Raw genomic sequence first — 24,824 nt, 5'->3', positions numbered from 1 at the left:
GATTTTAAGTCCGCTGTGTCTACCTATTTCACCACTCAGGCTCAAACGCTTTACGCAAGGCTCCGTGCAGAACATCCGGCCCGGCGTCTCACAACGTATTGTCAAACAAAAAAGCCCCATGGCTGGGGCTGATTGCAAGGGTTTGGTGGAGGCGCGGCCCGGAGTCGAACCGGGCTAGCCGGATTTGCAATCCGGTACATAACCGCTTTGTTACCGCGCCGTATTCTGTCTGCCTCGGCAAGCCCGCTGGCTTGTCGCTATTTATATGAAACCCCCAATGAAAAAGGACAGCATTTTGAAGTGCTGCCCTTTAAATTGGAGCGGGAGAAGAGTCTCGAACTCTCGACCTCAACCTTGGCAAGGTTGCGCTCTACCAACTGAGCTACTCCCGCGATAACAGCCTCAAATTATAGCGTAGTTTTTCGACTTTTCCAAACTGTCCAAAAAAACTTTGCCAAAGACTTAATGTTTGACGGTGCCCGCGGCTTCCGCTGGCGCTGCCGCAGCAGCCGGCGCAGCGACAGCGGCTTCTTCATCCGTCAGGGGAACAGGCTGGCGTTCGAGCGCAACCTGCAGCACCTGGTCTATCCATTTCACCGGCACGATCTCCAGGCCGCTTTTGACGTTGTCGGGAATCTCCTGCAAGTCCTTGGCGTTTTCCTCGGGAATCAGCACGGTCTTGATGCCGCCRCGCARWGCCGCCAGCAGCTTTTCCTTCAGGCCGCCGATCGCCGTGACTTCACCGCGCAGCGTGATCTCGCCCGTCATGGCCACATCGCCGCGCACCGGGATGCCCGTCATGGCGGAAACAAAAGCCGTCGTCATCGCGGCGCCGGCGCTTGGGCCATCCTTGGGCGTCGCGCCATCGGGAACGTGGATGTGGATGTCGCGTTTCTCGAACATCTCGTCCTTGATGCCAAGCATCTTGGAACGGCTGCGCACCACCGTGCGCGCGGCCTCAACGGATTCCTTCATGACGTCGCCCAGCGAGCCGGTGCGCGTGATCACGCCCTTGCCGGGCATCATGGCGGCTTCAATGGTCAGCAGGTCGCCGCCGACCTCGGTCCATGCCAGGCCCACGACCTGGCCGACCTGGTTTTGCTGCTCGGCGCGGCCGTAGTTGAATTTGCGCACACCCAGGAAATCGTTGAGGTTGTCCGGCGTGACGACGACCTTGGGTTCCATCTTCTTGAGCTGGATGCCCTTGATGACCTTGCGGCAGATCTTGGAGAGTTCGCGTTCCAGCGAACGCACGCCGGCTTCACGCGTGTAGTAGCGCACGATGTCGCGCACTGCCTGCTCCTGCACTTCCAGCTCATCTTCCTTCACGCCGTTGTTCTTGACCTGCTTGGGCAGCAGGTAGCGCATGGCAATGCTGGTTTTTTCGTCCTCGGTGTAGCCGGACAGGCGGATGACTTCCATGCGGTCCAGCAGGGCCGGCGGAATGTTCATCGAGTTCGAGGTGGCGACGAACATCACGTCGCTCAGGTCGAAGTCGACCTCGACGTAGTGGTCGCCGAAGGTGTGGTTCTGTTCCGGGTCCAGCACCTCCAGCAACGCGCTGGAAGGGTCGCCGCGGAAGTCTGTGCCCAGCTTGTCGATCTCGTCGAGCAGGAACAGCGGGTTGCGCGTACCGGCTTTGGTCAGGCTTTGCAGGACCTTGCCCGGCAAAGCGCCGATGTAGGTGCGGCGGTGGCCGCGGATTTCCGCCTCGTCGCGCATGCCGCCCAGGGCCATGCGCACATATTTGCGGCCGGTCGCCTTGGCGATGGACTGGCCCAGCGAGGTCTTGCCCACGCCGGGAGGCCCGACGAGGCACAGGATGGGCGCCTTGAGCTTGTCGACGCGCTGCTGCACCGCGAGGTATTCGACGATACGGTCCTTGACCTTCTCGAGCCCGTAGTGGTCTTCGTTGAGCACGTTCTCGGCATTACCCAGGTCGTGCTTGATCTTGGTCTTCTTGCTCCAGGGCAGGCCGGTCAGCACGTCGATGTAGGTGCGCACCACCGTTGCCTCGGCGGACATGGGCGACATGAGCTTGAGCTTCTTGAGCTCGCTCTCGGCCTTCTTGCGCGCTTCCTGCGGCATCTTGGCGGACTTGATCTTCTTTTCGATCTCTTCGATGTCCGCGCCMTCTTCGCCTTCGCCCAGTTCCTTCTGGATGGCCTTGACCTGCTCGTTGAGGTAGAAGTCGCGCTGGTTCTTTTCCATCTGGCGCTTTACGCGGCCGCGGATCTTCTTGTCGACGTTGAGGATGTCGACCTCGCGCTCGAGCTGCTCGTAGAGGTTCTCGAGCCGCGCCTTGACGTTGGCCAGGTCCAGGATCACCTGCTTCGCGTCGAGCTTGAGCGGCAGGTGCGCGGCAATCGTGTCGGCCAGGCGGCCGGCGTCGTCGATGCTGGAGATCGAGGTGAGGATTTCGGGCGGTATTTTTTTGTTCAGCTTGACGTAGTGGTCGAACTGCTGCATCACCGCGCGGCGCAGGGCCTCGATTTCGCTGGTCTTGTCGCCGGCGATCACGACCACCGTCTCGACGGGCGTGACATTGGCCGAGAAATGCTGCTCACCTTCTTCGATCTTGTTGACGGTGGCGCGCTGCTGGCCTTCGACCAGCACCTTCACCGTGCCGTCGGGCAGCTTGAGCAGTTGCAGGATGGTGGCGACGCAGCCGACTTCGAACATGTCCTCGACGGAGGGCTCGTCCTTGGCGGCGGCTTTTTGCGCCACCAGCATGATGCGGCGCTCGGCCTCCATCGCCGACTCCAGCGCCTTGATGCTCTTGGGACGGCCCACGAACAGCGGGATMACCATGTGCGGAAAGACCACCACGTCCCGCAAGGGCAGGAGAGGCAGGTCGATGGGGGTGGAAGGCAATGAAGTTTGTCCGGACATATAAACCTTAAACGTTGGCCGTGGCAGCCAGTTGCATGGCCCGGCGAAACACAATCAACCCAGACATGGGGCGCGGGAGGCGCTTTTCAAGCATTCCGGCCAGCCTTTGTGATGCTCAGGCTTTCTTGGCCGCTTCTCGGTAAACCAGCAAGGGGGCCTTGCTTTCCTCGATTGTGGACTCGTCCACGACAACCTTGTCGACATTGCTGGCATTGGGCAGGTCAAACATGGTGTCGATCAGCGACTGCTCCAGGATGGAACGCAGGCCGCGCGCGCCGGTCTTGCGGGCCAATGCCTTGCGCGCGATGGCCTTGAGCGCGGACGGGCGAATCTCGAGGTCCACACCTTCCATGGCCAGCAGCTTGCTGAACTGCTTGACCACGGCATTTTTCGGCTCGGTCAGGATCTGCACAAGCGCATCTTCACTGAGTTCGGCCAGCGTGGCGACCACGGGCATGCGGCCCACCAGTTCGGGGATCAGGCCGAACTTGATCAGGTCTTCCGGCTCGACTTCCTTGAAGGCGTCGGTCAGGGTGCGGGACTTCTTGCTTTTGACAGTCGCCCCGAATCCCATGCCCGAGGCTTCGGTGCGGTTTTCAATGACTTTTTCCAGGCCGGCGAARGCGCCGCCRCARATGAACAGGATGTTGGTCGTGTCSACCTGCAGGAAATCCTGSTKCGGRTGCTTGCGGCCGCCCTGCGGCGGCACCGAAGCCATGGTGCCTTCGATCAGCTTGAGCAACGCCTGCTGCACGCCCTCGCCCGACACGTCGCGCGTGATGGAGGGGTTGTCGGACTTGCGCGAGATCTTGTCGATTTCATCGATGTAGACGATGCCCTGCTGGGCACGCTCGACTTCGTAGTTGCAGCTTTGCAGCAGCTTCTGGATGATGTTTTCGACGTCCTCGCCCACATAGCCGGCCTCGGTCAGCGTGGTGGCGTCGGCCATCACGAAAGGCACGTTGAGCGTGCGCGCCAGGGTCTGGGCCAGCAGGGTTTTGCCCGAGCCGGTGGGGCCGATCAGCAAGATATTGCTCTTGGTCAGCTCCACGTCGTCTTTTTTGGCTTTTTCCTTGTGGCGCAGGCGTTTGTAGTGGTTGTACACCGCCACGGCCAACGTGCGCTTGGCCGGCTCCTGGCCGATCACATAGCCGTCCAGCGTCCCCTTGATTTCAAGAGGGGTGGGCAAATCGGTGCGGGTTTCGCGGACATCTTCGCCGGCGGGAAGTTCGTCGCGGATGATCTCGTTGCAGAGATCGATGCATTCGTCGCAGATGAATACCGAGGGGCCAGCGATCAGTTTTTTAACTTCGTGCTGACTTTTACCGCAAAAAGAGCAGTGCAAAGTCTTTTCGCTGGAGGAGCCTTTTTTCTCGGCCATTGGTGGGGATGCCTTTAAGGTGCCTGGAGGGAACTGTTACCTAATGATAACCAATAAAAAAACGGCGTTTCTGTTACAGAAAACGCCGTTGTTGCAGAGCAACTTGAGGGGGTTTTAAGCCGTTTTGGCCGGCTTTACCGCCCCGGACGCTCAGGGCCGCTTGGCGATGACCTGGTCGACCAGGCCATATTCCTTGGCCTCGTCCGCAAACATGAAATAGTCCCGTTCAGTATCGCGTTCGATCTTTTCAACCGGCTGACCGCAGTTGGCGGCCATGATCCGGTTGAGCTGGTYACGCGTCTTGAGGATGTCGCGGGCGTGGATTTCGATGTCGGTGGCCTGGCCTTGCGCGCCGCCTGAAGGCTGGTGAATCATCACGCGCGAGTTCGGCAGCGAGAAACGCTTGCCCTTGGTGCCGGCCGACAGCAGGAAAGCGCCCATGCTGGCTGCCATTCCCACGCAAAGGGTGGAGACGTCAGGCTTGATGAACTGCATGGTGTCGTAAATCGCCATGCCGGCCGTGACGGATCCGCCCGGGGAGTTGATATAGAAGGAAATGTCCTTGTCCGGGTTTTCGCTTTCCAGGAACAAGAGCTGGGCCACCACCAGGTTGGCGGTCTGGTCGTTGACCGGGCCCACCAGGAAGATCACGCGCTCTTTGAGCAGGCGCGAGTAAATGTCGTAGGAGCGCTCGCCGCGGCCGGACTGCTCGATGACCATGGGCACCATGCCCAGGCCTTGCGCATCCTGGGCGCCGGCTTGCGGGCCGGTATAGGCGCCGCCGTAAATACTGTTTCGGACCATCATGTTTTCTCCAGAGATGTTTGTACTGTACCCAAAAACTCCATCAGGCAGTTTCGGCGGGGGCTGACAGCGGATTCACAGGCCGCCATGCCGTAGCCCAATGAAATTGGGGCCTGCGCCGCAAAGCGCAAGCCCCAAGGTCAGGAAAGATCAGGAAAGGCCGTGAAGAATCAGTTCTGGCCCATCAGGTCGTCGAAGGAAATGGCTTTTTCGGTGACCTTGGCCTTGCCCAGCACGAAGTCGGTGACGTTGTTTTCGATCACAACGGCCTCGACTTCGGCCATGCGGCGGTTGTCGCTCAGGTACCAGCGCACCACGTCCTGCGGTTTCTCGTAGCTGGCGGCCAGCTCTTCGATGTGCGCCTTGAGTTGATCAGGCTTGGCCTGCAGGTCGTTGGTGCGCACCAGCTYGGCCACCACCAGGCCCAGGCGCACGCGCTTTTCGGCTTGCGGGCGGAAGATTTCTTCGGGGATCGGCGCCTTGTCGGCGTCCTTGATGCCGCGCTGCTTCAAGTCGGCGCGGGCGCCTTCGATCATGCGGTCCAGTTCAGCCTGAACGCTGGACTTGGGCAGGTCGAGTTCGGCGTTGGCGACGAGTGCGTCCATCACGGCGTTCTTGTTGCGGGCCAGCAGGCGGAACTTGACTTCACGCTCGAGGTTTTTCTTGATGTCGGCGCGCAGGCCTTCGACCGTCGCGTCGGCAATGCCCAGCGACTTGGCCAGAGCTTCGTTGACTTCGGGCAGGTGGGCGGCTTCGACCTTCTTGACCGTCACGAGGAAGTCGGCCTGTTTGCCGGCCACGTCCTTGCCGTGGTAGTCGGCAGGGAAGTTCAGCGGGAAGGTCTTGCTTTCGCCGGTCTTCATGCCGCGCACGGCATCTTCGAATTCCTTGAGCATCTGGCCGTCGCCGATCAGGAACTGGTAGTCCTCGGCCTTGCCGCCGGCAAAGGGCTCACCGTCGATCTTGCCTTCAAAGTCGATGGTGGCGCGGTCGCCGTCTTGCGCAGGCGCATCGGCGGCGCGCTGGGCGAAGGTGCGGCGCTGCTTGCGCAGGATGTCCAGGGTCTTGTCGATGGCCGCGTCGCTGACGTCGGCGCTGACTTTTTCCACCTGGGCACCCGACAGGTCGGCGATCTTGACTTCAGGGTAAACCTCGAACACCGCGTCGAATGCGAGTTCGCCTTCGGGTGCACCCTCTTTTTCGCTGATGCGGGGCTGGCCGGCGACGCGCAGCTTGGCTTCGTTGGCGGCCACGGCGAAGGCTTCACCGACCTTGTCGTTCATGACTTCGTAGTGCACCGAATAGCCGTAACGCTGGGCCACCACGTTCATGGGGACCTTGCCGGGACGGAAGCCGTCCATCTTGACCGTGCGGGCCAGGCGCTTCAGGCGGGTGTCAACTTCCGACTGGATGGTGTTGACGGGCAGCGTGAGCGTCATTTTGCGCTCGAGCTTTTCAAGGGTTTCAACAGTCACGGCCATGATGGTCTTCCTAAGATCAAAAAATAGTCAAAACAGGTTTTCACCTGGCATGTCGCGGGTTTTCCGCAACGCCTGAGCGCATGGACGCAAGAATTGCCGTCCGCAAGCCTCAGGGTGGTGCGCGGAGGGGGACTCGAACCCCCACACCATTGCTGGCGTCAGGACCTAAACCTGGTGCGTCTACCAATTTCGCCACCCGCGCGCCGGAAATAAAAACGGGAATCCGAAAAACCTCCGAATCCCCGCTTGAAATCGGTCAACTCTCTATTTTAGCCGGTATCGCGCCCAGTTTTTGCGTCCGGGCGGACGGCCAGGGAGAATCAGGCCGGCAGTGCTGTTTCAGCCGGGTGCGGCTTCGTTTCCTGCTTACCTTCGCGTTTGACGCGGAACCAGGCCGCATACATGGCCGGCAAGGCCAGCAGCGTCAGCACCGTCGCCACGACCAGGCCGCCCATGATGGCAACGGCCATAGGCCCCCAGAACACGCTGCGCGACAACGGGATCATGGCCAGCACGGCGGCGGCCGCCGTCAGCACGATGGGCCGCAACCGGCGCACGGCCGATTCGACGATCGCGTCCCAGGCCGGCACGCCGCGGGCGCGGTCCTGCTCGATCTGGTCGATCAGGATCACGGAATTGCGCTGGATCATGCCCATCAGCGCGATAACGCCCAGCAGCGCAACGAAACCGAAAGGCCGTCCCAGCAGCAACAGCGCGGCGGCCACGCCGGCAATACCCAGCGGGCCGGTCACAAAGACCAGCATGGTCCGGCTGAAGCTGTGCAACTGAAGCATCAGCAAGGTAAGAATCAGGAAGCCCGCGATTGGCAAGCCGGCAACAATCGAAGACGAGCCCTTTGAGCTCTCCTCCACCGCGCCGGCCACCTGGATGCGGTAGCCCGTCATGCCCTTGTCCAGCCATTTGGCTTCCAGCGCCTTGAGCTTGGGCATCAGTTCCTGCGTGACGGTGGCGCCCTGCAGGCCTTCCACGATGTCGCTCTGCACCGTGATGGCGTAGTCGCGGTTCTCCCGCCACATCACGCCCGGCTCCCAGGTGAACACCGGCTTGGCGATCTGCGTGAGCGGGATCGATTTGCCCGACGCCGTGGGCAGATAGGCATTGCCGATGTCGGTGATTGCGTTGCGCTCGTCCAGCGGCTGGCGCAGCACGATGTCGATCAGCTTGTCGCCTTCGCGGAACTGGCCCACCTGCGTGCCCGCCAGGATGGTGCGCGAGGCCTGGGCGATCGACTGGCTGGTCACGCCCATCGCGCGCGCCTTGGCCTGGTCCACCTCAAGGCGCAGCACCTTGACCGACTCATTCCAGTTGTCGTTCACGCCGCGCGTGTTGCCGCTTTCGCGCATCACCGCCTTGACCTCGTCGGCGCGCTCGCGCAGCACCAGCGGGTCTATGCCCACCACGCGGAACTGCACCGGGTAAGGTACCGGTGGGCCGTTGGGCAGCAGCTTGACGCGGCCGCGGACCTCGGGGAATTCGGTGGCCAGCAAGGCCGGCAGCTTGATGCGCAGCGATTCGCGCACCTTCAGGTCCTTGGGCAACACGATCATCTGCGAGACGTTGGTCTGCGGAAAAACCTGGTCCAGCGGCAAATAAAAGCGCGGCACGCCCGAACCTATCCAGGTGCTGACCGTGGTGACGCCCTCTTCCTTCATCAGGCGCTGTTCCACGCGCCTGGCGTCTTGCGGAAGTTGCTGTAGAACGGGCTGTCGAACATCTCGTGCGGGCTGTCCTTGCCGGCGGCCACTTCCTGTACATGCGGCGGCACCTTGAGCAGCAGCGTGCCCAGGTAGGGCACGAAGTACACCGAGACGATCCAGCTCAGCACCAGCGCGATCACCGTCACCGCGAAAATCGCGAAGGTGTATTCACCGGTCGTGGATTTAGCCAGGCCGATGGGCAGAAAACCCGCGGCGGTGATCAGCGTGCCCGTCAGCATGGGCATGGCGGTGATCTCGTAGGCGAAGGTGGCGGCGCGCACCTTGTCGTAGCCTTCTTCCATCTTGCGCACCATCATTTCGACGGCAATGATGGCGTCGTCCACCAGCAGGCCCAGCGCAATGATCAGCGAGCCCAGCGAAATCTTGTGCAGCCCTATGCCGTAGTACCACATGGCCAGGAAAGTCAGGCTCAGGACCAGCGGAATGGTGATGCCCACCACCAGGCCGGGCCGCATGTCGATGTAATAACGCCTCCACAGCGGCAACGGGCCCCCGCCGTTGGTCGGGCGCTTGTGAAAACCCAGGCTGATGAAGCTCACCGCCAGCACGATCACCACGGCCTCGATCAGCACGCGCACGAATTCATTGACCGAGGTGGCCACCGCCTTGGGCTGGTTCTGCACGTTCACGAGCTTGATGCCTGCCGGCAGGGTTTTTTCGATGCGGGCCGACAGCGCCGTGAGCGACTTGCCCAGCGCGATGATGTCGCCGCCCTTGGCCATGGAAACGCCCAGTGCGATCACTTCCTTGCCCTGGTGGTGCACCTTCACGGAAGGCGGGTCCACATAGCCGCGCTTGATCTCGGCGATGTCGCCCAGCTGCAGCTGGCCGCCCGAGCTGCCGCGTATCGGCATGGCGCGCAGCTGCTCTATCACCTCGAACTGGCCCGCCACGCGCACCTGCACCACGTCCAGCGGCGTCTGCACCGCGCCGGCCGATTCAATGGCGTTTTGCTGGCCGAGCTGGGCCAGCACCTGGTTCAGGTCCAGCCCCAGCTGCGCCAGGCGCTTTTGCGAAATCTCGATGAAGACTTTTTCATCCTGCACACCGAAAAGCTCCACCTTGCTCACGTCGGGCACGCGCAGCAGCTGCTGGCGCACATCGTCGGCGAAGGTCTTGACCTCGGCGTAGTTGAAGCCGTCGGATTCGAGCGCGTAGATCACGCCGTAGACGTCACCGAACTCATCATTGAAGAACGGCCCCTGGATGCCGCCCGGCAAGGTGCCGCGCATGTCGCCTATCTTCTTGCGAACCGAATACCAGACGTTGGCGACTTCAGCCGGCTTGGAGGAGTCCTTGATCTGGAAAATGATCTGCGATTCGCCGGGCTTGGAATAGCTGCGGATGCGGTCGGAATACGGCGCTTCCTGCAGCGTGCGCTCCAGCTTGTCGGTGACCTGCTCGGCCACCTGCTGCGCCGTGGCGCCCGGCCAGTAGGTGCGCACCACCATGGCGCGGAAGGTGAAAGGCGGATCCTCGTCCTGCCCGAGCTGGAAGTAGGACGCGAAGCCCAGGATCATCAGCACCAGCAGCAGGTAGCGCGTGAGCGCCGGATGGTCCAGCGCCCATTTGGAAAGATTGAAGCGGGTCGAGGGCGAAGCGAGTTCGCCGGCAGGGCTATTGCCGTCTTGGTGGGCTTGCGTCATGGCCGCCTCACTTCACGCCGGAGGCAGCGGATGCGGGCGCCGAAGCGGCGCCAGCGGAGACCGGAGTCACTCCCGCCGCCTGCACCGGCGTGGCGCCGGCCAGGGCCACACTGGGCTGGTAGAGCGTGACCTTCTGGCCCGGCGACAGCACATGCACGCCAGCGCTCACCACCAGCATGCCGGGCTGCAGCCCCGACCCCACAACCACCTCGTTGCCGTCGGCCGTCGCGACCTGGATGATTTGCGGCTTGACCGTCATCGTGGCCTTGTCGACCACCCACACGGTCGTGGCCTTGCCTTCCTGGCGCAGCGCCGTGGTCGGCAGCTTGATCACCGGCGCGCCCACGGCGGCGCCGGATTCGGGCACCACATACACAGTAGCGCCCAGAGGCGGCGGCTCCTTGGCATCGATAGAAACCTTGACGGTGTAAGTGCGCGTGACCGGATCGCTGCTGGCGGCCACCTCGCGGACCTTGCCGTCCAGCTCGGCGTTTTGCGACCAGACGCGTATCTTCACCGCCGAGCCGGTCTTGATCCCGGCCACCTTATCCTCGGGCACCGAGAACACCACGTCACGCACACCGTCCGCCGCGATGCGCACCACCGGTGCGCCCGCCGTCACGACCTGGCCCGGTTCGGCCTCAATGGCCGTCACCACACCGGACACGTCGGCGACCAGCGCCGCGTAATTGGCCTGGTTGCCCTGCACCGCGAACTGCGACTGCGCCTGCTCGAGCTGGGCCTGCGCCGCCTTGAGCGTGGTTTCACGGCGCTCCAGTTCGGCGCCGCTGATGAAGTTCTGCTCCTTGAGCTCCTTGTAGCGCTTGAAGTCGGCAGCCGCGAGGTCGCGGTTGGTGGCCGCCGCGTTCACCTGGGCGCGGGCCGCGTCAGCGGCCAGCTTGTAATCCTGCGGGTCCAGTTGGGCCAGAACCTGCCCGGCCTTCACGCGCTGGCCCAGTTCAGCCTGGCGCTTGATGATCTTGCCGCCGACCCGAAAGCCCAGCCTGGACTCGACCTGGGCTTTGACCTCGCCCGCATACTCATGGCTGGACGAAAACGCGTTGATCCCCACGGTAACCACCTTCACGGCGCGAACCGGTTCCTCAGGTGGGGCGGACTTGGAACAGGCTGCCAGCAATACGGCGGCGCCCACCAGGGAGAAAACGGTTTTATTCATGGTCGAATGGGTGTGAAAACTCGGACGGCAAGCAGCCAGGAAAAGCTTGGAAAACTCACTACTGACTGACCGGTTAGTAATCTAGGGTAAATGCCAGGGCTTGTCAAGCGACAATCGCCCGCATGACCCCAGGCCTCCAACAGCCCAGCGCGCCCGTACCTCTCCAGGGGGTGTCGCACTACGAAAACTTCCCTGTCGCCTCGCTGCTGTGCCCGCCACGCCTGCGCCCGCCCATCGCGGCGATTTACTGGTTCGCCCGCACGGCCGACGACATCGCCGACGAGGGCGACGCGACGCCGCAGACCCGCCTCGCCGACCTCGCCGCCTACCGCGCCGACCTGATGGCGACCGCCGCAGGCCTGCCCGCCTCGCCGCGCTGGGCCGCAGTCTTCGGGCAACTGAAACCGCAGCTGGCCCGGTTTGAACTCCCCGTCAACCTGCTGGCCGACCTGCTCAGCGCCTTCGAGCAGGACGCGGTCAAGCAGCGTTATGCCGATGAGGCGGAACTGCTGGATTACTGCAAGCGCTCAGCCAACCCCGTGGGCCGGCTGCTGCTGCACCTCTACGGCCTGCAGGATGCTGCTTCCCTGCAGATGAGCGACGAGATCTGCACCGCCCTGCAACTGATCAATTTCTGGCAGGACCTCGGCGTCGACATCCCGCGCGGCCGCATCTACCTGCCCGCCGACGCCTGGGCCCGCCACGGCGTCGACGAAGCGCAACTGCTGGCGCTGGAGGCTGGCCCGTCCACCACAGCGCTGATCGCCGAGCATGTGCACGCCGCCCGCGCGATGATGCTCAGGGGCGCCCCCCTGGCCAAAAAGATACCCGGACGCGGCGGCTGGGAACTGCGCCTGGTGGTGCAAGGCGGCCTGCGCATCCTGGACAAGATAGAAGCACAGGGCTTCACCACCCTGCAGCGTCGCCCCAGGCTCAATCCCTGGGACCTCGCGGTGATGGGCTGGCGCGCGCTGTTCATGTAGCCAGTGCAGGTCCGCTCGGGCCTCCTTGGCCGCGCGCGAACCCATGTGACAATTACCGCATGACGCCCGAGCAGTATGTCCAGCAAAAAGCCGCCGCATCCGGCAGCAGTTTTTATTACGCCTTCCTGTTTTTACCCAAAGAGCGCCGCGCCGCCATCACGGCCTTCTACGCTTTTTGCCGCGAAATCGACGACGTGGTCGACGAGGTCACCGACCCCGGCGTGGCCCGCACCAAGCTGGCCTGGTGGCAAACCGAAGTCCTCAAGTCCTACGCCGGCGAGCCCACACACCCCGTGATGAAGGCGCTGATGCCGCTGGCCGCCACCTACCGCATCGAGGCACGCCACCTGCAGGCCGTGATTGATGGCTGCCAGATGGACCTGGAGCAAAACCGCTACCTCGATTTTCCCGGCCTCAAGCAGTATTGCCACCTGGTGGCCGGCATCGTGGGTGAAGTGGCCGCGCGCATTTTCGGCCAGACCGACGAGGCCACCACAGCCTATGCCCACAAGCTGGGCCTGGCTTTCCAGCTCACCAACATCATCCGCGACGTGGGCGAAGACGCCATGCGCGGGCGCATCTACCTGCCCGTCAATGAACTGCAGCAGTTCGACGTGAAAGCGCACGAACTCCTCAAGCGCCAGTACTCCGACCGCTTCAGCGCACTCATGAAATTCCAGACAGAGCGCGCCCTCGCGCTCTACGACGAAGCACTGGCCATGCTGCCCGAAGCCGACCGCCGCGCGCAAAAGCCCGGCCTCATGATGGCCAGCATCTACCGCACGCTGCTGCGTGAAATCGCCGCCGACGGCTACCAGGTGCTGCACCAGCGCGTCAGCCTGACGCCGCTGCGCAAGTTCTGGCTCGCCTGGAAAACCCAGGCATTTGGTCGGGTCGTCTAAAAATGAGAGTTGCAGTGATAGGCGCAGGCTGGGCCGGCTGCGCGGCCGCCGTGGAAGCCACACGCCTGGGCTACCAGGCCACGCTGTTTGAAACCACCCGCATCGCGGGCGGGCGGGCGCGCCGCGTGGGCGGCACCCTCTCAGGTGAGCCGGTGGTGCTTGACAACGGCCAGCACATCCTGATCGGCGCCTATGCCGAAACCCTGCGCCTGATGAAGGACCTGGGCGTGGACGCCGATGCCGCGCTGCTGCGGATGCCGCTGACCTTGCAATTCCCCGACGGCGACGGCCTGAAGCTGCCGCAACTCCCGGCCCCGCTCGACGCGCTGGCCGGCATTCTCCTGGCACACGGATGGCCCCTGGCAGACAAGCTCTCCATGCTCAAGGTCGCGATCGGCTGGCAACTCAAAAAATTCCAGTGCGAACCCGGGCAGTCGGTCGCCGACCTGTGCCGCGGCCTGGCGCCCGGCGCTATGGCCGCGCTGATCGAGCCGCTGTGCGTCTCGGCGCTCAACACACCCGCCGAACGCGCCAGCGGCCAGGTTTTCCTGCGCGTGATGCGCGATGCGCTGTTCTCGGAAAGCGGCGGTTCCAACCTGCTGCTGCCGCGCACCGACCTCAGCACCCTGCTGCCCGACGCGGCGCTGGCCTGGCTGGCCGCGCAAGGCAGCGCGCCGCAGCTGGGCGCGCGCGTACAGGCCGTCGCGCCCCTTGGTTCAGGCTGGGTCGTGAGCACCGACACCAGCGCGGCCTTCGACTGCGTGGTGCTGGCCTGCCCGCCGCAGGAAGCCGCGCGGCTGGTGGAAGGCAGCGGCGTGGCCGCGGCGGACTGGCTGGCGCAGGCACAGGGCCTGCAGCACGAAGCCCTCACAACCGTCTATGCCTACGCTTCGGGCGCGCGCCTGCCGCTGCCCATGCTGGCCTTGCCTTCCAATGCCGCGGAGCCGGCCCAATTTGTCTTTGACCGTGGGCAACTGGGCGGGCCGGCCGGCCTGCTGGCTTTTGTGATCAGTGCCAGCACCGGCGACAGCGCCACGCTGACCGCGCAGGTGCTGGCACAGGCGAAAGCGCAGCTGTGGCATCTGGGGCTGGGCGGGATGCAGGCGGTGCAAACCATTGTCGAGAAGCGCGCCACCTTTGCCTGCACGCCGGGCCTGCAGCGCCCTGGTGCCGAGATCGCGCCAGGCCTGTATGCCTGCGGCGACTACATCGCCGGGCCCTACCCCGCGACGCTGGAGGGTGCGGTGCGCTCAGGGCTTGAAGCTGCTCGGCACCTTCATTGAGAGCAGCTCTCTCTGGCCGGCCTTGCCGGCGGCGCCAGACTCAGGCAGTCTTGGCCATCAAACGCACCGTGCGGTAAGCCGGCCGCGACAGGCAGCGCTGCAACCATTCATCCACGCGCGGGCATTGCGCCATCAGGCCGGCAGCGCCCTGCACCCAGGCCAGGACAGACGCCACGCAGATATCGGCCGCGGTAAAGCGCTCGCCGGCCAGGTAGGGGCGTGCCTGCAGGTGCTGATCGAGCACGCTCAAGGGCGTGAGCAGGTGGCGCTCGGCATCGTCGGCCAGTTGGGGCTTGCGGCGATCCGCCGGCATCATGATGCGGTGCATCAAAAACGCCAGCGCGTCTTTCTCGCACTCGGTCACCACCCAGAAGCTCCAGCGCAGGATCTCGGCCTGCTCCGCATGGTTTTGCGCGGCCAGCAGCGGCGCATCCGGCGTCTTGAAGCGCTCGGCCAGGTAGAGCACGCACGCCATGGACTCCCAGACCAGTACGCCGTCGTCGTCCACCACGGGGATGCGGCCGTTCGGGTTGATGGCGAGAAATTCCGGCGTGCGCGTTGCGCCGCCCGCGTAGGGCAGCGCGATGTGTTCGTGGGCCAGTCCCATTTCGTGGACCAGCCACAGTGGGCGCGCCGCGCGCGAGGCTGCCGTGCCGTAGATCTTGAGCGTCATGAAAGCCCCTTCGAGAAAAGCCCTGGAGTGCCGGCCGGCCGCGTCAACGCGGGAACAGGTCGCACAACTCCGTCAGCGTGGTCACCGTCTCGTGCGGCACGGCGGGATGCGCCCACAGCTGGTCGGAGCGGTTGACCCAGACCGTCTGCATGCCGCAATTGAGCGCGCCCAGCACGTCCAGCGTCGCATCGTCGCCCACATGCAGCACCTCGGCCGGTAACACCTCCACAGCGCCCGCGGCAGCATGGAAGATGCGCGGGTCGGGTTTGCCCACGCCGAACTGCTGGGCGCTGATGCTGGCTTTGAAATAGCTGTCGATGCCGATGCGCTTGACGTCGGCGTTGCCGTTGGACACCGCCACCAGCGGGTAGCGGCCGGACAGGAACTCGAGCGCCAGCACCGCATCCTCAAACAGGGTGACCTTGTTGCGTTCGTCGTAAAAAACATCGAATGCAGGCTCAGCCAGCAAGGGATCTTCGCGCGAGCGGTACAGCGCCAGCCGTATCGCCTCGCGGCGTATGGCGCTCAGGTTGTACTTGAGTTCGGGGCGCGAGCGCGTGACGTGCTCGCGGATCTCATGACGCGCGGCGGGGTTGGAAAACAGCGCCGCGGTCATGGGCGCATGCTGGCTCAGCCAGTCATCCAGCGCTTTCTCGGCTCTTTCGATGGCCGGCCAGATAGGCCACAAGGTGTCATCGAGGTCTAGCGTGATGGCTTTGATGGTGGTCAGGTCTAGCATTGGTGAAAGCAGGATGGATAGGCGAGAATAACCCATGTTTTTTCGCCCCCGCTTCGCTGCCGAGCCGCCCTTCTCCCACGGCGCACCGCCCGTCGGCCCGGCCGCTTCTTCCACCACCGCCGTCCTGCTGTGCAACCTGGGAACCCCTGACGAAGCCACGGCGCCGGCGCTGCGCCACTATCTCGCCGAATTCCTGAGCGACCCGCGTGTGGTCGAAATCCCCAAGCCGCTGTGGTGGCTGATCCTGCACGGCATCATCCTGCGCGTGCGGCCCAAAAAGTCGGCCGCCAAATACGCCAGCATCTGGATGAAGGAAGGCTCGCCGCTGCGGGTCTGGACGCAGAAGCAGGCTGTCATGCTGCGCGGCTACCTGGCGGTGCGCGGCCATCCCGTCGAAGTGCGCTACGCCATGCGCTACGGCAGCCCCTCCATCGCCTCGCAGCTGGACCAGCTCAAGGCGGACGGCGTGGAGCGCGTGCTCATACTGCCCGCCTATCCGCAGTACAGCGGCACCACCACCGCCAGCGTCTTTGACGCGGTCTACCGCTGGGCGTCGCGGATTCGCCGCATCCCCGAGTTCCGCTTCGTCAACCACTACCACGACCATGAGGGCTACATCAAAGCACTGGCCGCGCGCGTGCGCGAGCACTGGCGTACCCAGGGCCGCGCCGAGCAACTGGTCATGAGCTTTCACGGCGTGCCCGAACGCACGCTGGCGCTGGGCGATCCCTACCACTGCGAATGCCACAAGACCGCGCGCCTGCTGGCTGCCCAGGTGGGCCTGGAGCCCGCGCAGTACAAGGTCACCTTCCAGTCGCGTTTCGGCAAGGCCAAATGGCTGCAGCCCTATACCGAACCCACACTGGTGGCCATGGCGCAGGCCGGCGTCAAGCGGGTCGACCTGGTCTGCCCGGGCTTTACCGGCGACTGCCTGGAGACGCTGGAAGAGATCAATATGGAAGCGCGTGAAGCCTTTCTGCACGCGGGCGGCAAGGAGTTCGGCTACATCCCCTGCCTCAACGACAGCCACGAATGGATCGCCGGGCTGGCCGAAATCGCGCAGCAGCACCTGGCGGGCTGGCCGGTGCAGCAAGCCGATGCCGCAGACACCGCCAAGGCAAAGGCGGCTTCGCGCGAGCGGGCCCTGGCCCTGGGCGCGCCCAAGTAAGCCCTCAGGGCTTTACGCTTTGAGCTTGAGCAGCTGCACCATCAGCTGCGTCGTCTTCACATCGAAGTCGATGAAGTTGCCGAGGTCCGGCCCCGACATCCAGGACTGCTCCCAATAACTTTCCTTGAGCGTCTTCTTCCAGAGCTCATAGGCCAGCGAGGCCTTCACGCCCTCCACCATCTCGGCCTGCCGCGCGGCCGGCACGCCGGCGCCGGTGAACACGGCGCGCCAGTTGGTGAGGTCAACGTCCAGGCCCTGCTCACGCACCGACTTGACGCCGTAAGCGGCTTTTTTGGAAGAGACGCCGAGGGCGCGCAGCTTGCCGCCGGCCAGCTCCGCCCTGAAGGTGCCGAAGCTGGAAACACCGGCCGCCGCCTTGCCGCCCATCACCGCGTCCACCAGCTCGAAGTTACGTGCGAACGGCAGGTAGACCGCATCCTCCGGCCTGGCACCGGCGGCTTTTGCCAGCAGCCCCGCGAACACGTGGTCGGCACCGCCCACCGCGCCTATGGCCATGGTCGTCTGCTTGGCATTGGCACGCAGGCGTTCCACCAGTTCGTTGATGGTCTTGATCGGCGAGGCGGCCGCCACCACTACCACCGGGTAGTCGCTGGTCAGGCGCGCCACGGGCTTGACCTTGCCGAGGTCCACGGCCGGCTTTTGCAGCGCGATCGCGCCCACAAGGTTGCTGTCGCCCATAAAAAACGTGTTGGGGTCGGCGTTGTACTTCTGCACGTACCAGGCCAGGCCGGCGGTGCCGTTGCCGCCTTCCTTGTTCTCGTATTCAATCTCGTCGCTCAGGCCCTGGCCCACCAGCGCATCGCCCAGGGCGCGGCCGGCTTCATCGAGTGAGGTGCGGGACATGGCGGGAATGACGATGCGCAGCTTGGGCGCCAGTTTGCCCTTGGGCGCGGACTGGGCCCAAAGCGGTGCGGCCATTCCAAGCCCGGCGAGTCCGCCGAGAACCGTGCGTCGTTGGATAGTCAGCATGTTTTCCCCCTCCAAGGCCATGGTAGATGCAGTTTTCAGGCAATGGCTAGGTGTTTCATCCAGTACCCGGTCAATTGCATCTGAGCACTTTCCATGCCACACGCAGCGCGCACCAGCGCGGCTCAGGCCTTGAGCTTGAGCAGATGCACCATGACCCGCGAAGTGGTCAGGTCAAAGTCGATGAAGCTCGCGAGGCTGGGGCCCGACAGCAGCGAAGACTCCCAGTGGTTCTGCTTCAGCGTTTTCTGCCAGGACTCATGGCCTGTGGCGGCCTTCACGGCTTCCAGCATTTCCGCCTGGCGGGCCTCCGCCACGTTCTGGCCGGTGAACACGCCGCGCCAGTTGGCCATGTCCACGTCCACCCCTTGCTCGCGGATGGCGGGAATGCCGAACACCGTGCGCTTGGACGACACGCCGATGGCGCGCAGCTTGCCGCTGGCCAACTCGTCGGCGAATTCGCTGTAACCGGAGATACCGGCCGCAGCCTTGCCACCGAGCACGGCCTGCACCACCTCGGCGCCGCCGGCAAAGGGCAGGTACACCAGCTCTTCCGGCTTGCTGCCGGCCGCACGGGTGAACACCCCGGCGAACACGTGGTCCACGCCGCCGGCGGAGCCGCCCGCGATGGGAACATCCTTGGGATTGGCGCGCATGCGCCCGGCCAGGTCGGCGATGGTGCGCACCGGCGAGTTGGCGGCCACCACCACCACGAGGTAGTCGCTGGTCAGGCGCGCGATCGGCCGGATGCGGCTCATGTCCACCGCCGGCTTTTGCAAGGCGACCGCGCCCACCATGACCATGCCGCCCATCAGCAGGGTGTTGGGGTCGGCGCTGTATTTTTCGGCGTAGTAGGACAGGCCTATGGTGCCGCCCTTGCCGCCCTTGTTTTCATACTCGATCTCATCCGTCGCGCCGGCACCTACCAGGGCCGTACCCAAGGCGCGGCCGGTCTGGTCCCAGCCGCCGCCGGCATTGGCCGGGATCACGATGCGCAGTTTGGGCGCCAGTTTGGCCGCCCTGGCTTTGGGCTGTGCACCCGCCGCCGGCGGCTTGGCCGCCGTCTGCGCCCACGCGGGGATGGCCCCGCCCAGTGTCGCCAGTCCCAGCCCTATCCCTCCCAGGGCCGCGCGTCGTTTGAGGTTCAGCATGTCGTCTCCTTCTGTGGTTGGAACTTTCAGCTTGCGGTCTTCCTCGTCGTCCAGTACTTGGCCAGGCGCGGAAGCACCAGCACCGCCACCACGATCACGACCAGCGTGATCGACATGGGGCGCTGGAAGAACACCATGGCGCTGCCCTCGCCTATCGACATGGCGTTGCGCAGCTGCGCTTCGGCCAGGGGGCCCAGGATCATGCCGACCACCACGGGCGCGGTGGGGAAGTCGAACCGGCGCATCAGCACGCCCAGCAGGCCGATGGCATAGAGCAGGAACAAATCGAACGCGCTTTGCCGCATGCCGTAGGCGCCCACCGTCGCGAAAATCAGGATGCCCGCATAAAGCTGCGGCTTGGGGATCTTCAGCAGCTTGACCCACAGGCCTACCATGGGCAGGTTGAGCACCAGCAGCATGACGTTGCCGATGTAGAGCGAGGCGATCAGCGCCCACACAAGCGCGGCGGAGGTGGTGAACAGTTGCGGCCCGGGCTGGATGCCGTAGTTCTGGAACGCGCCCAGCAGGATGGCCGTGGTGTTCGAGGTCGGGATGCCCAGCGTGAGCAGCGGAATCAGCGCCGCCGTCACCGTGGCGTTATTGGCCGCCTCGGGGCCGGCCACACCTTCGATGGCGCCCTTGGTGCCGAACTCGGCCCTGATCTCGGGGCTCGCCAGTTTCTTTTCCGTGGCGTAGCTCAGGAAGGTCGGTATCTCGGTGCCGCCGGCCGGAATGCAGCCGAAAGGCGTGCCGATCGCGGTGCCGCGCAACCAGGCCGGAATCGATCGCTTCCAGTCGGCCTTGGTCATGTGCACGCGGCTGAGCTTGTTCTGGTCTTCCACCGTTTTGCCCTCGTAGAGCACGGCATAGAGCACTTCCGCGACCGCGAACAGGCCGACCGCCACCAGCACGATTTCAATGCCGTCGAGCAGCTCCGGGATGCCCCCGGTGTAACGGCCCTGGCCCGAGATCTGGTCCAGGCCGACGCAGCCGGCGGCCAGGCCGACCAGCAAGGCCGTCATGCCGCGCAAGGTGCTTTTGCCCAGCACGGCGCTCACCGTGGTGAAGGCCAGCAGCATCAGCAGGAAATACTCCGGCGGTCCGAGCTTGACCGCGAACTCCGCGACAAAGGGCGCGAACAGCGTGACGATGACGGTGGCGATGGTGCCGGCAAAAAACGAGCCGATCGCCGCCGTGGCGAGCGCGGCGCCGGCGCGCCCGCTCTTGGCCATCTTGTTGCCTTCCATGGCCGTGACCATGCTGGCGGTTTCGCCGGGCGTGTTCAGCAGGATGGAGGTGGTGGAGCCGCCGTACATGGCGCCGTAGTAGATGCCCGAGAAGAAGATCATCGAGGCGGTGATGTCGACCTTGGCGGTGATGGGCAGCAACATGGCCACCGCCACCGCCGGGCCTATGCCGGGCAGCACGCCCACGGCCGTACCCAAGGCACAGCCGACCAGGCACCAGAGCAGGTTGACCGGCGTGATCGCCGTCGCGAAACCCGCCATCAGGGCATTGAAGATTTCCATATCAGATCCACCCCGTGCTGGTCAGGCCTGGCAAGTTAATGGCCAGGAATTTCGTGAACATCCAGAACACCGGTGCGGAAATCGCGAGCCCCACCAGGAAGTCTGTGATCCAGGTGCGCGGCGCATTGACGCCGGTCTGGCCCCCCGCGCGGCGCAGGCCCTGCACCGCCAGCAGGTAGCACAGCGTGCAGCTCAGTATGAAACCTATGGTGGTGATCAGCGCCGCATTGAGCAACAGCCCCGCCGAGACCCAGACGAAACCCGGCCAGTAGGCCTGGTCGGCGCCCGGGGGAGCATCCAGTTCCCGAAAGCCGCCGCTGCGCGCTTCCCAGACGATCCAGGCGCCGCAGACCGTGAGCCCGATGGAGACCAGCCAGGGAAGGAAGTTGGGGCCGACGCCGCCGTAGCCGGCTTCGGACGAGATGCCGATCGCGCCGAAGGCCAGCGCCAGGCCGGTCAGCAGCACGCCGGCGCCAACCAGGGTTTGCGGCCAGGCGGCCGAGGGATCTGAGTTTGTCATCGTTATAGTTCCCGAAAGACGTGGGGCGGACACAAGCAGTCTGGCGGTACGCCGCCCTTTCGTCAAATTTCATCGAATTTGAGCCCGGGGCGGCGTTCCGCCGCTATACGCGAAGCGCGAAAGCGTGAAGGGTCAGACCATGCCGGACTTGACCATGGTGGCGCGCAGGGCGGCGAAGTCGTCGTCGACGAACTTGGCGAAGGCGTCGCCCGACAGGACGGCCGGCGTCCAGTCGTTTTTCTTGACGGCTTCGGCCCAGGCCGGCGATTTCAGCGCGGCCAGCACCAGGTCGGTCAGTGCCTTGCGCTGCTCGGCCGTGATGCCGGGCGCGCCGTAGACGCCGCGCCAGTTGCCGATTTCCACGTCGATGCCCTGCTCCTTGAGCGTGGGCACGTCCACGCCGGGCAGGCGCTTGCCGGAGGTCACGGCGATGGCGCGCATCTTGCCGGCCTTGATGTACTCGGCGAACTCGCTGTAGCCGCTGCCGCCCACCGTGACGTTGCCGCCCAGGATGGCCGCCGTGGCCTCACCGCCGCCACGGAAGGCGACGTAGTTGATCTTGGAAGGATCGGCGCCGACCTTTTGCGCGATCATGGCCGCGGCAATGTGCTCGGTGGAACCACGCGAACCGCCGCCCCACTTCACGCTGCCGGGATCTTTCTTGAGCTGGTCGACCACGTCCTTCATGGTCTTGAAGGGCGAATTGGCAGGCAGCACGAAGACGTTGTATTCGCTGGACAGGCGCGCGATCGGCGTGGCCTGCGACAGGCTGACCGGCGGCTTGCCGGTGATCAGGCCACCCAGCATCACGGCGCCCATCACCATCAGCGCGTTGGGGTCGCCCTTGGAGCCGTTCACGAACTGGGCCAGGCCCAGCGCGCCGGCGGCGCCGCCTTTGTTGTCGTAGGTGACGGTGTCGGCCACCTTGGCGTCAGTCATCGCCTTGCCGAGCGCACGGCCCGTGGTGTCCCAACCGCCGCCGGGATTTGCGGGAATCAACATCTTGATGTTGGAGGCGGCAAAGGCCGACATGGGCAAGGCACCGGTCGCGGCCAGAGCCGCCAGGGATTTGAGAAAGGTATCGCGACGCATGTAGATGTCTCCTGTGGAATGGGCGCCCGGGGACGCCCGGATGGCTGATAACCCGCCTATCATGCACCCCCTGGCTGTCAAACGGCTGTCCGCCGGGACTGGGGAAAGTGCTAATGTCTAGGGCCTGTTAACAGGCCCCAACCCATGATGCCCACCCTGATTCCCACGGTCAAATTGCTGCTGGTGGAGGACGACGCCTCCATGCAGGCGGCGCTGCAGCGCGCCCTGGGCCGGCGCGGCATGGAGGTTTCCGGCTGCACCGATGGGCGCCAGGCCCTGGCGCAGTGGACGGCCACGCAGCCCGACGTCGTGGTACTGGACCTGACCTTGCCCGGCCTGGACGGCCTGCAGGTGCTGGCGCAGGCGCGCGGCCAGGGGCTGACGACCCCGGTGCTGATCCTCACGGCCCGCGGCACCGTCGGCGACCGCATCATGGGCCTGAACACCGGCGCCGATGACTACCTGCCCAAACCCTTTGACCTGGACGAACTCGAGGCGCGGCTGCGCGCCCTGAGCCGCCGCCGCCCCCCGGCCGGCGCGGAGCCCGGTGCCGCGCCGCAGTTCGTCGGCCACCTGCGTTACGACAGGGAAAGCGGCGCGATCTACCACCGCGACCAGGTGCTGGAACTCACGCCGCGCGAGCTGGCCCTGCTGCAGACCCTGATCGCCAAGCCTGGCCATGCGGTGTCCAAAGAGCGGCTCTTCGAGCTGGTGTTTCCCGGCGAAACCGACGTGCAGTACGAGGCCGTCGAAGTGGTGGTCTACCGGCTACGCAAAAAACTCGCCCACACCGGCGTCACGCTGGTGACGCTGCGCGGCCTGGGCTACCTGCTGAAAGTGGATACGTGACAAGCGCCGCGATGGGAACGAGAGCCACCTCGCTGAGGCGCTACCTGCTGACCGGCATCCTGCTTCCCGTCGGCGTGCTGATCATCGTGAACACCGCCAGCCTGTACCGCCAGGCGCTGGCCGCGGTCAACACCGCCTACGACCGCACCCTGCTGGCCTCAGCCAAATCCATCGGCGAGCAGCTCGACGTCACCGGCTACGACGAGCAGTCGGAGCTGCGCGTGACCGTGCCATATGCCGCGCTGGAGGCCTTCGAAGCCGACAACCAGAGCCGCTTGTTCTACCGCGTGTCCAGCCTCAAGGGGGACGTCGTATCCGGTTTTGCGCAGCTGCCTTTCTGGCACGGCGAAATCCCGATCCGCCCGCCGTATTCGGCGCTGGTGGATTTTTACGACGACGTGTTCCGCGAGGAACCGGTCCGCGTGGCCGTGCTGCTGCAGCCGGTGGCCAGCGGCAAGGGCCGCGCCATGGCGGTGGTGCAGGTGGCCGAGACGCTGGAGCTGCGCAAGACGCTGGCGCGCAAGATCCTGTTCGACACCTTGTGGCGCCAGGCCATCCTGCTGGCGGTGATCGCCTTGGTCGCGGTGGTGGTGGTGCAGCGCGCCACCCGGCCGGTGCGCCGGCTCAGCGCCGAACTCAAGGCGCGTCCCGAGGGCGACCTGACGGCCATCGCCGCGCCCGACGCCCCGCGCGAGCTGCTGCCGCTGATCGAGGCGACCAACCAGGTCATGGGCCGCCTGCAACACCTGCTGGACAACCAGAAGCGCTTTGTGCGGGACGCGGCCCACCAGCTGCGCACGCCGCTGGCGGTGCTCAAGGTGCAGGTGCAGTCGGCGCTGCGCGGCGACATGGAGGCGCGCGACGCGCTCGGCGAGATCAACCAGACCGTGGACCGCGCCACCCTGCTGGCCAACCAGATGCTGGCCCTGGCCAAGGTGGAGCAGTTGCGCCAGCAGGCCGACCTGCAGGCCATAGACCTGGCGCAGGTGGTGCGCTCGGTGGCGCTGGACCTGTCGCCGCTGATCGCCGAAAAAGACATCGACTTCGAGATTGAAACCGTGCCCGCGCAGGTCCGCTCGCATGAGTGGATGCTGGGCGAACTCACGCGCAACCTGCTGCACAACGCCATCAAGCACACGCCGGCCGGCGGCACGCTGGCCGTGCGCATCGTGCGCGATGCCAGCTTTGTCGCGATGACCCTCAGCGACAGCGGGCCCGGCGTGTCGGCCGAGCTGTCGGCACGGCTTTACGAGCCGTTTTCAGCAGGTGACGTGCGCCACGGCTCCGGCCTGGGCCTGGCCATCTGCCGCGAAATCGTCGAGACCATGCACGGCAGCATCACGCTGGAAAACCGGGTCGTGCACGGCCAGGTGACCGGGCTGGACGCGGTGGTCCGCCTGCCTACGGCTTGAAGCGCCCACGCGCCCGGCAGGGGTGTTGGGTATTGGTTCAAAATAGCCGCCAATGGATAAATTGCGCATCGACAAATGGCTGTGGGCCGCCCGCTTTTACAAAACCCGCGCGCTCGCGGTCGAGGAAATCGACAAAGGCCGGGTCAAGGTCAACGGCATCGAGGTCAAGCCCGCGCGCGAGGTCAAGTCCGGCGATACCGTGGCACTGCGCCAGGGCCAGGTCCACCGCACCGTGGTGGTACGCGGCATCAGCAGCCAGCGCGGCTCAGCCCCAGTGGCCCAGCAGCTCTATGAAGAAACCGAAGAAAGCCTGCGCCTGAAGGCCGAGGCGGCCGAGCAGCGCCGCCTGTCAGGCGACCCGGCCGGCGCCCAGGAACACGGCCGCCCCACCAAGCGCGACCGGCGCACCTTGGACA

19 protein-coding genes, 3 tRNA genes and 1 pseudogene are annotated in these 24,824 nt (G+C 64.8%); 7 read left to right on the top strand and 16 right to left on the bottom strand.

Going from position 1 to position 24,824, the window contains the following annotated elements; translation table 11 throughout:
* Window positions 1-146: 146 nt before the first annotated feature.
* The 9 genes and pseudogenes from AC1D0P_RS09070 to AC1D0P_RS09030 all read right to left on the bottom strand — a co-directional run bounded on the left by AC1D0P_RS09070 (window position 147) and on the right by AC1D0P_RS09030 (window position 11,120).
* Window positions 147-220, bottom strand: a tRNA-Cys gene (locus AC1D0P_RS09070).
* Between the two features lie 96 nt (window positions 221-316).
* Window positions 317-392: transfer RNA gene (locus AC1D0P_RS09065), tRNA-Gly, on the bottom strand.
* A gap of 70 nt (window positions 393-462) precedes the next feature.
* The gene (gene lon, locus AC1D0P_RS09060) at window positions 463-2,892 is read right to left on the bottom strand and encodes an endopeptidase La (protein WP_477676429.1); all 2,430 of its coding nucleotides are present in this window, start codon (window positions 2,890-2,892) and stop codon (window positions 463-465) included.
* A 115-nt stretch (window positions 2,893-3,007) separates the two neighbouring features.
* Entirely contained in the window at window positions 3,008-4,273 is a 1,266-nt protein-coding gene (gene clpX / locus AC1D0P_RS09055) for an ATP-dependent Clp protease ATP-binding subunit ClpX (RefSeq protein WP_477676428.1), read from the bottom strand.
* 150 nt (window positions 4,274-4,423) lie between these two features.
* Window positions 4,424-5,080 carry an ATP-dependent Clp endopeptidase proteolytic subunit ClpP gene (gene clpP / locus AC1D0P_RS09050; protein ID WP_477676427.1) on the bottom strand — a complete coding sequence of 219 codons (657 nt, stop codon included), beginning with the start codon at window positions 5,078-5,080 and terminating at the stop codon, window positions 4,424-4,426.
* A 167-nt stretch (window positions 5,081-5,247) separates the two neighbouring features.
* On the bottom strand, window positions 5,248-6,558 hold the full coding sequence (tig, locus tag AC1D0P_RS09045) for a trigger factor (protein WP_477676426.1): 1,311 nt from the start codon (window positions 6,556-6,558) through the stop codon (window positions 5,248-5,250).
* Between the two features lie 115 nt (window positions 6,559-6,673).
* Window positions 6,674-6,760, bottom strand: a tRNA-Leu gene (locus AC1D0P_RS09040).
* Between the two features lie 118 nt (window positions 6,761-6,878).
* Window positions 6,879-9,943: pseudogene (locus tag AC1D0P_RS09035) on the bottom strand (efflux RND transporter permease subunit).
* A 7-nt stretch (window positions 9,944-9,950) separates the two neighbouring features.
* Complete coding sequence (locus AC1D0P_RS09030; RefSeq protein WP_477676425.1) at window positions 9,951-11,120, bottom strand: efflux RND transporter periplasmic adaptor subunit; 1,170 nt, start codon at window positions 11,118-11,120, stop codon at window positions 9,951-9,953.
* Between the two features lie 122 nt (window positions 11,121-11,242).
* On the opposite strand from AC1D0P_RS09030, the gene hpnC reads away from it, so the two are divergent.
* The 3 genes from hpnC to hpnE are packed head-to-tail and all read left to right on the top strand — an operon-like array spanning window position 11,243 to window position 14,288.
* The gene (gene hpnC, locus AC1D0P_RS09025; protein WP_477676424.1) at window positions 11,243-12,103 is read left to right on the top strand and encodes a squalene synthase HpnC; all 861 of its coding nucleotides are present in this window, start codon (window positions 11,243-11,245) and stop codon (window positions 12,101-12,103) included.
* 59 nt (window positions 12,104-12,162) lie between these two features.
* Window positions 12,163-13,005, top strand: coding sequence for a presqualene diphosphate synthase HpnD (gene hpnD / locus AC1D0P_RS09020; protein WP_477676423.1), 843 nt, complete (start codon window positions 12,163-12,165; stop codon window positions 13,003-13,005).
* 2 nt (window positions 13,006-13,007) lie between these two features.
* A complete protein-coding gene (gene hpnE / locus AC1D0P_RS09015) occupies window positions 13,008-14,288 on the top strand; it encodes a hydroxysqualene dehydroxylase HpnE (protein ID WP_477676422.1) in 1,281 nt (426 codons plus the stop codon).
* Window positions 14,289-14,328: 40 nt separating this feature from the next.
* Here hpnE and AC1D0P_RS09010 read toward each other — a convergent pair whose 3' ends face one another.
* Both AC1D0P_RS09010 and AC1D0P_RS09005 read right to left on the bottom strand, forming a co-directional pair.
* Window positions 14,329-14,961, bottom strand: coding sequence for a glutathione S-transferase family protein (locus AC1D0P_RS09010; protein ID WP_477676421.1), 633 nt, complete (start codon window positions 14,959-14,961; stop codon window positions 14,329-14,331).
* Window positions 14,962-15,004: 43 nt separating this feature from the next.
* Window positions 15,005-15,700, bottom strand: coding sequence for an HAD family hydrolase (locus AC1D0P_RS09005; protein ID WP_477654555.1), 696 nt, complete (start codon window positions 15,698-15,700; stop codon window positions 15,005-15,007).
* A 34-nt stretch (window positions 15,701-15,734) separates the two neighbouring features.
* On the opposite strand from AC1D0P_RS09005, the gene hemH reads away from it, so the two are divergent.
* Window positions 15,735-16,868: a ferrochelatase gene (gene hemH, locus AC1D0P_RS09000; protein ID WP_477676420.1), complete on the top strand. Its 1,134-nt coding sequence runs from the start codon at window positions 15,735-15,737 to the stop codon at window positions 16,866-16,868.
* A 12-nt stretch (window positions 16,869-16,880) separates the two neighbouring features.
* On the opposite strand, the gene AC1D0P_RS08995 is transcribed toward hemH, so the two are convergent.
* From AC1D0P_RS08995 to AC1D0P_RS08975, 5 genes are all read right to left on the bottom strand, one after another.
* Window positions 16,881-17,858: a Bug family tripartite tricarboxylate transporter substrate binding protein gene (locus AC1D0P_RS08995; RefSeq protein WP_477676419.1), complete on the bottom strand. Its 978-nt coding sequence runs from the start codon at window positions 17,856-17,858 to the stop codon at window positions 16,881-16,883.
* Between the two features lie 122 nt (window positions 17,859-17,980).
* Window positions 17,981-19,006, bottom strand: coding sequence for a Bug family tripartite tricarboxylate transporter substrate binding protein (locus AC1D0P_RS08990; protein WP_477676418.1), 1,026 nt, complete (start codon window positions 19,004-19,006; stop codon window positions 17,981-17,983).
* A gap of 26 nt (window positions 19,007-19,032) precedes the next feature.
* On the bottom strand, window positions 19,033-20,535 hold the full coding sequence (locus tag AC1D0P_RS08985) for a tripartite tricarboxylate transporter permease (protein ID WP_477654551.1): 1,503 nt from the start codon (window positions 20,533-20,535) through the stop codon (window positions 19,033-19,035).
* Window position 20,536: 1 nt separating this feature from the next.
* Window positions 20,537-21,055 carry a tripartite tricarboxylate transporter TctB family protein gene (locus AC1D0P_RS08980; RefSeq protein ID WP_477676417.1) on the bottom strand — a complete coding sequence of 173 codons (519 nt, stop codon included), beginning with the start codon at window positions 21,053-21,055 and terminating at the stop codon, window positions 20,537-20,539.
* A 132-nt stretch (window positions 21,056-21,187) separates the two neighbouring features.
* A complete protein-coding gene (locus AC1D0P_RS08975) occupies window positions 21,188-22,147 on the bottom strand; it encodes a Bug family tripartite tricarboxylate transporter substrate binding protein (protein WP_477676416.1) in 960 nt (319 codons plus the stop codon).
* 144 nt (window positions 22,148-22,291) lie between these two features.
* Here AC1D0P_RS08975 and AC1D0P_RS08970 point away from each other — a divergent pair, with 144 nt between their 5' ends.
* From AC1D0P_RS08970 to AC1D0P_RS08960, 3 genes are all read left to right on the top strand, one after another.
* Window positions 22,292-22,996, top strand: coding sequence for a response regulator transcription factor (locus tag AC1D0P_RS08970; RefSeq protein ID WP_477676415.1), 705 nt, complete (start codon window positions 22,292-22,294; stop codon window positions 22,994-22,996).
* Between the two features lie 11 nt (window positions 22,997-23,007).
* Entirely contained in the window at window positions 23,008-24,408 is a 1,401-nt protein-coding gene (locus AC1D0P_RS08965; RefSeq protein WP_477676430.1) for a sensor histidine kinase, read from the top strand.
* A gap of 52 nt (window positions 24,409-24,460) precedes the next feature.
* Window positions 24,461-24,824 (top strand): RNA-binding S4 domain-containing protein (locus AC1D0P_RS08960; RefSeq protein WP_477676414.1); only part of this gene is annotated, 364 nt, incomplete at its 3' end.

The organism is Polaromonas sp. P1_G2, from assembly GCF_056405515.1.
This window is presented reverse-complemented; position numbering and strand designations above follow the sequence as displayed.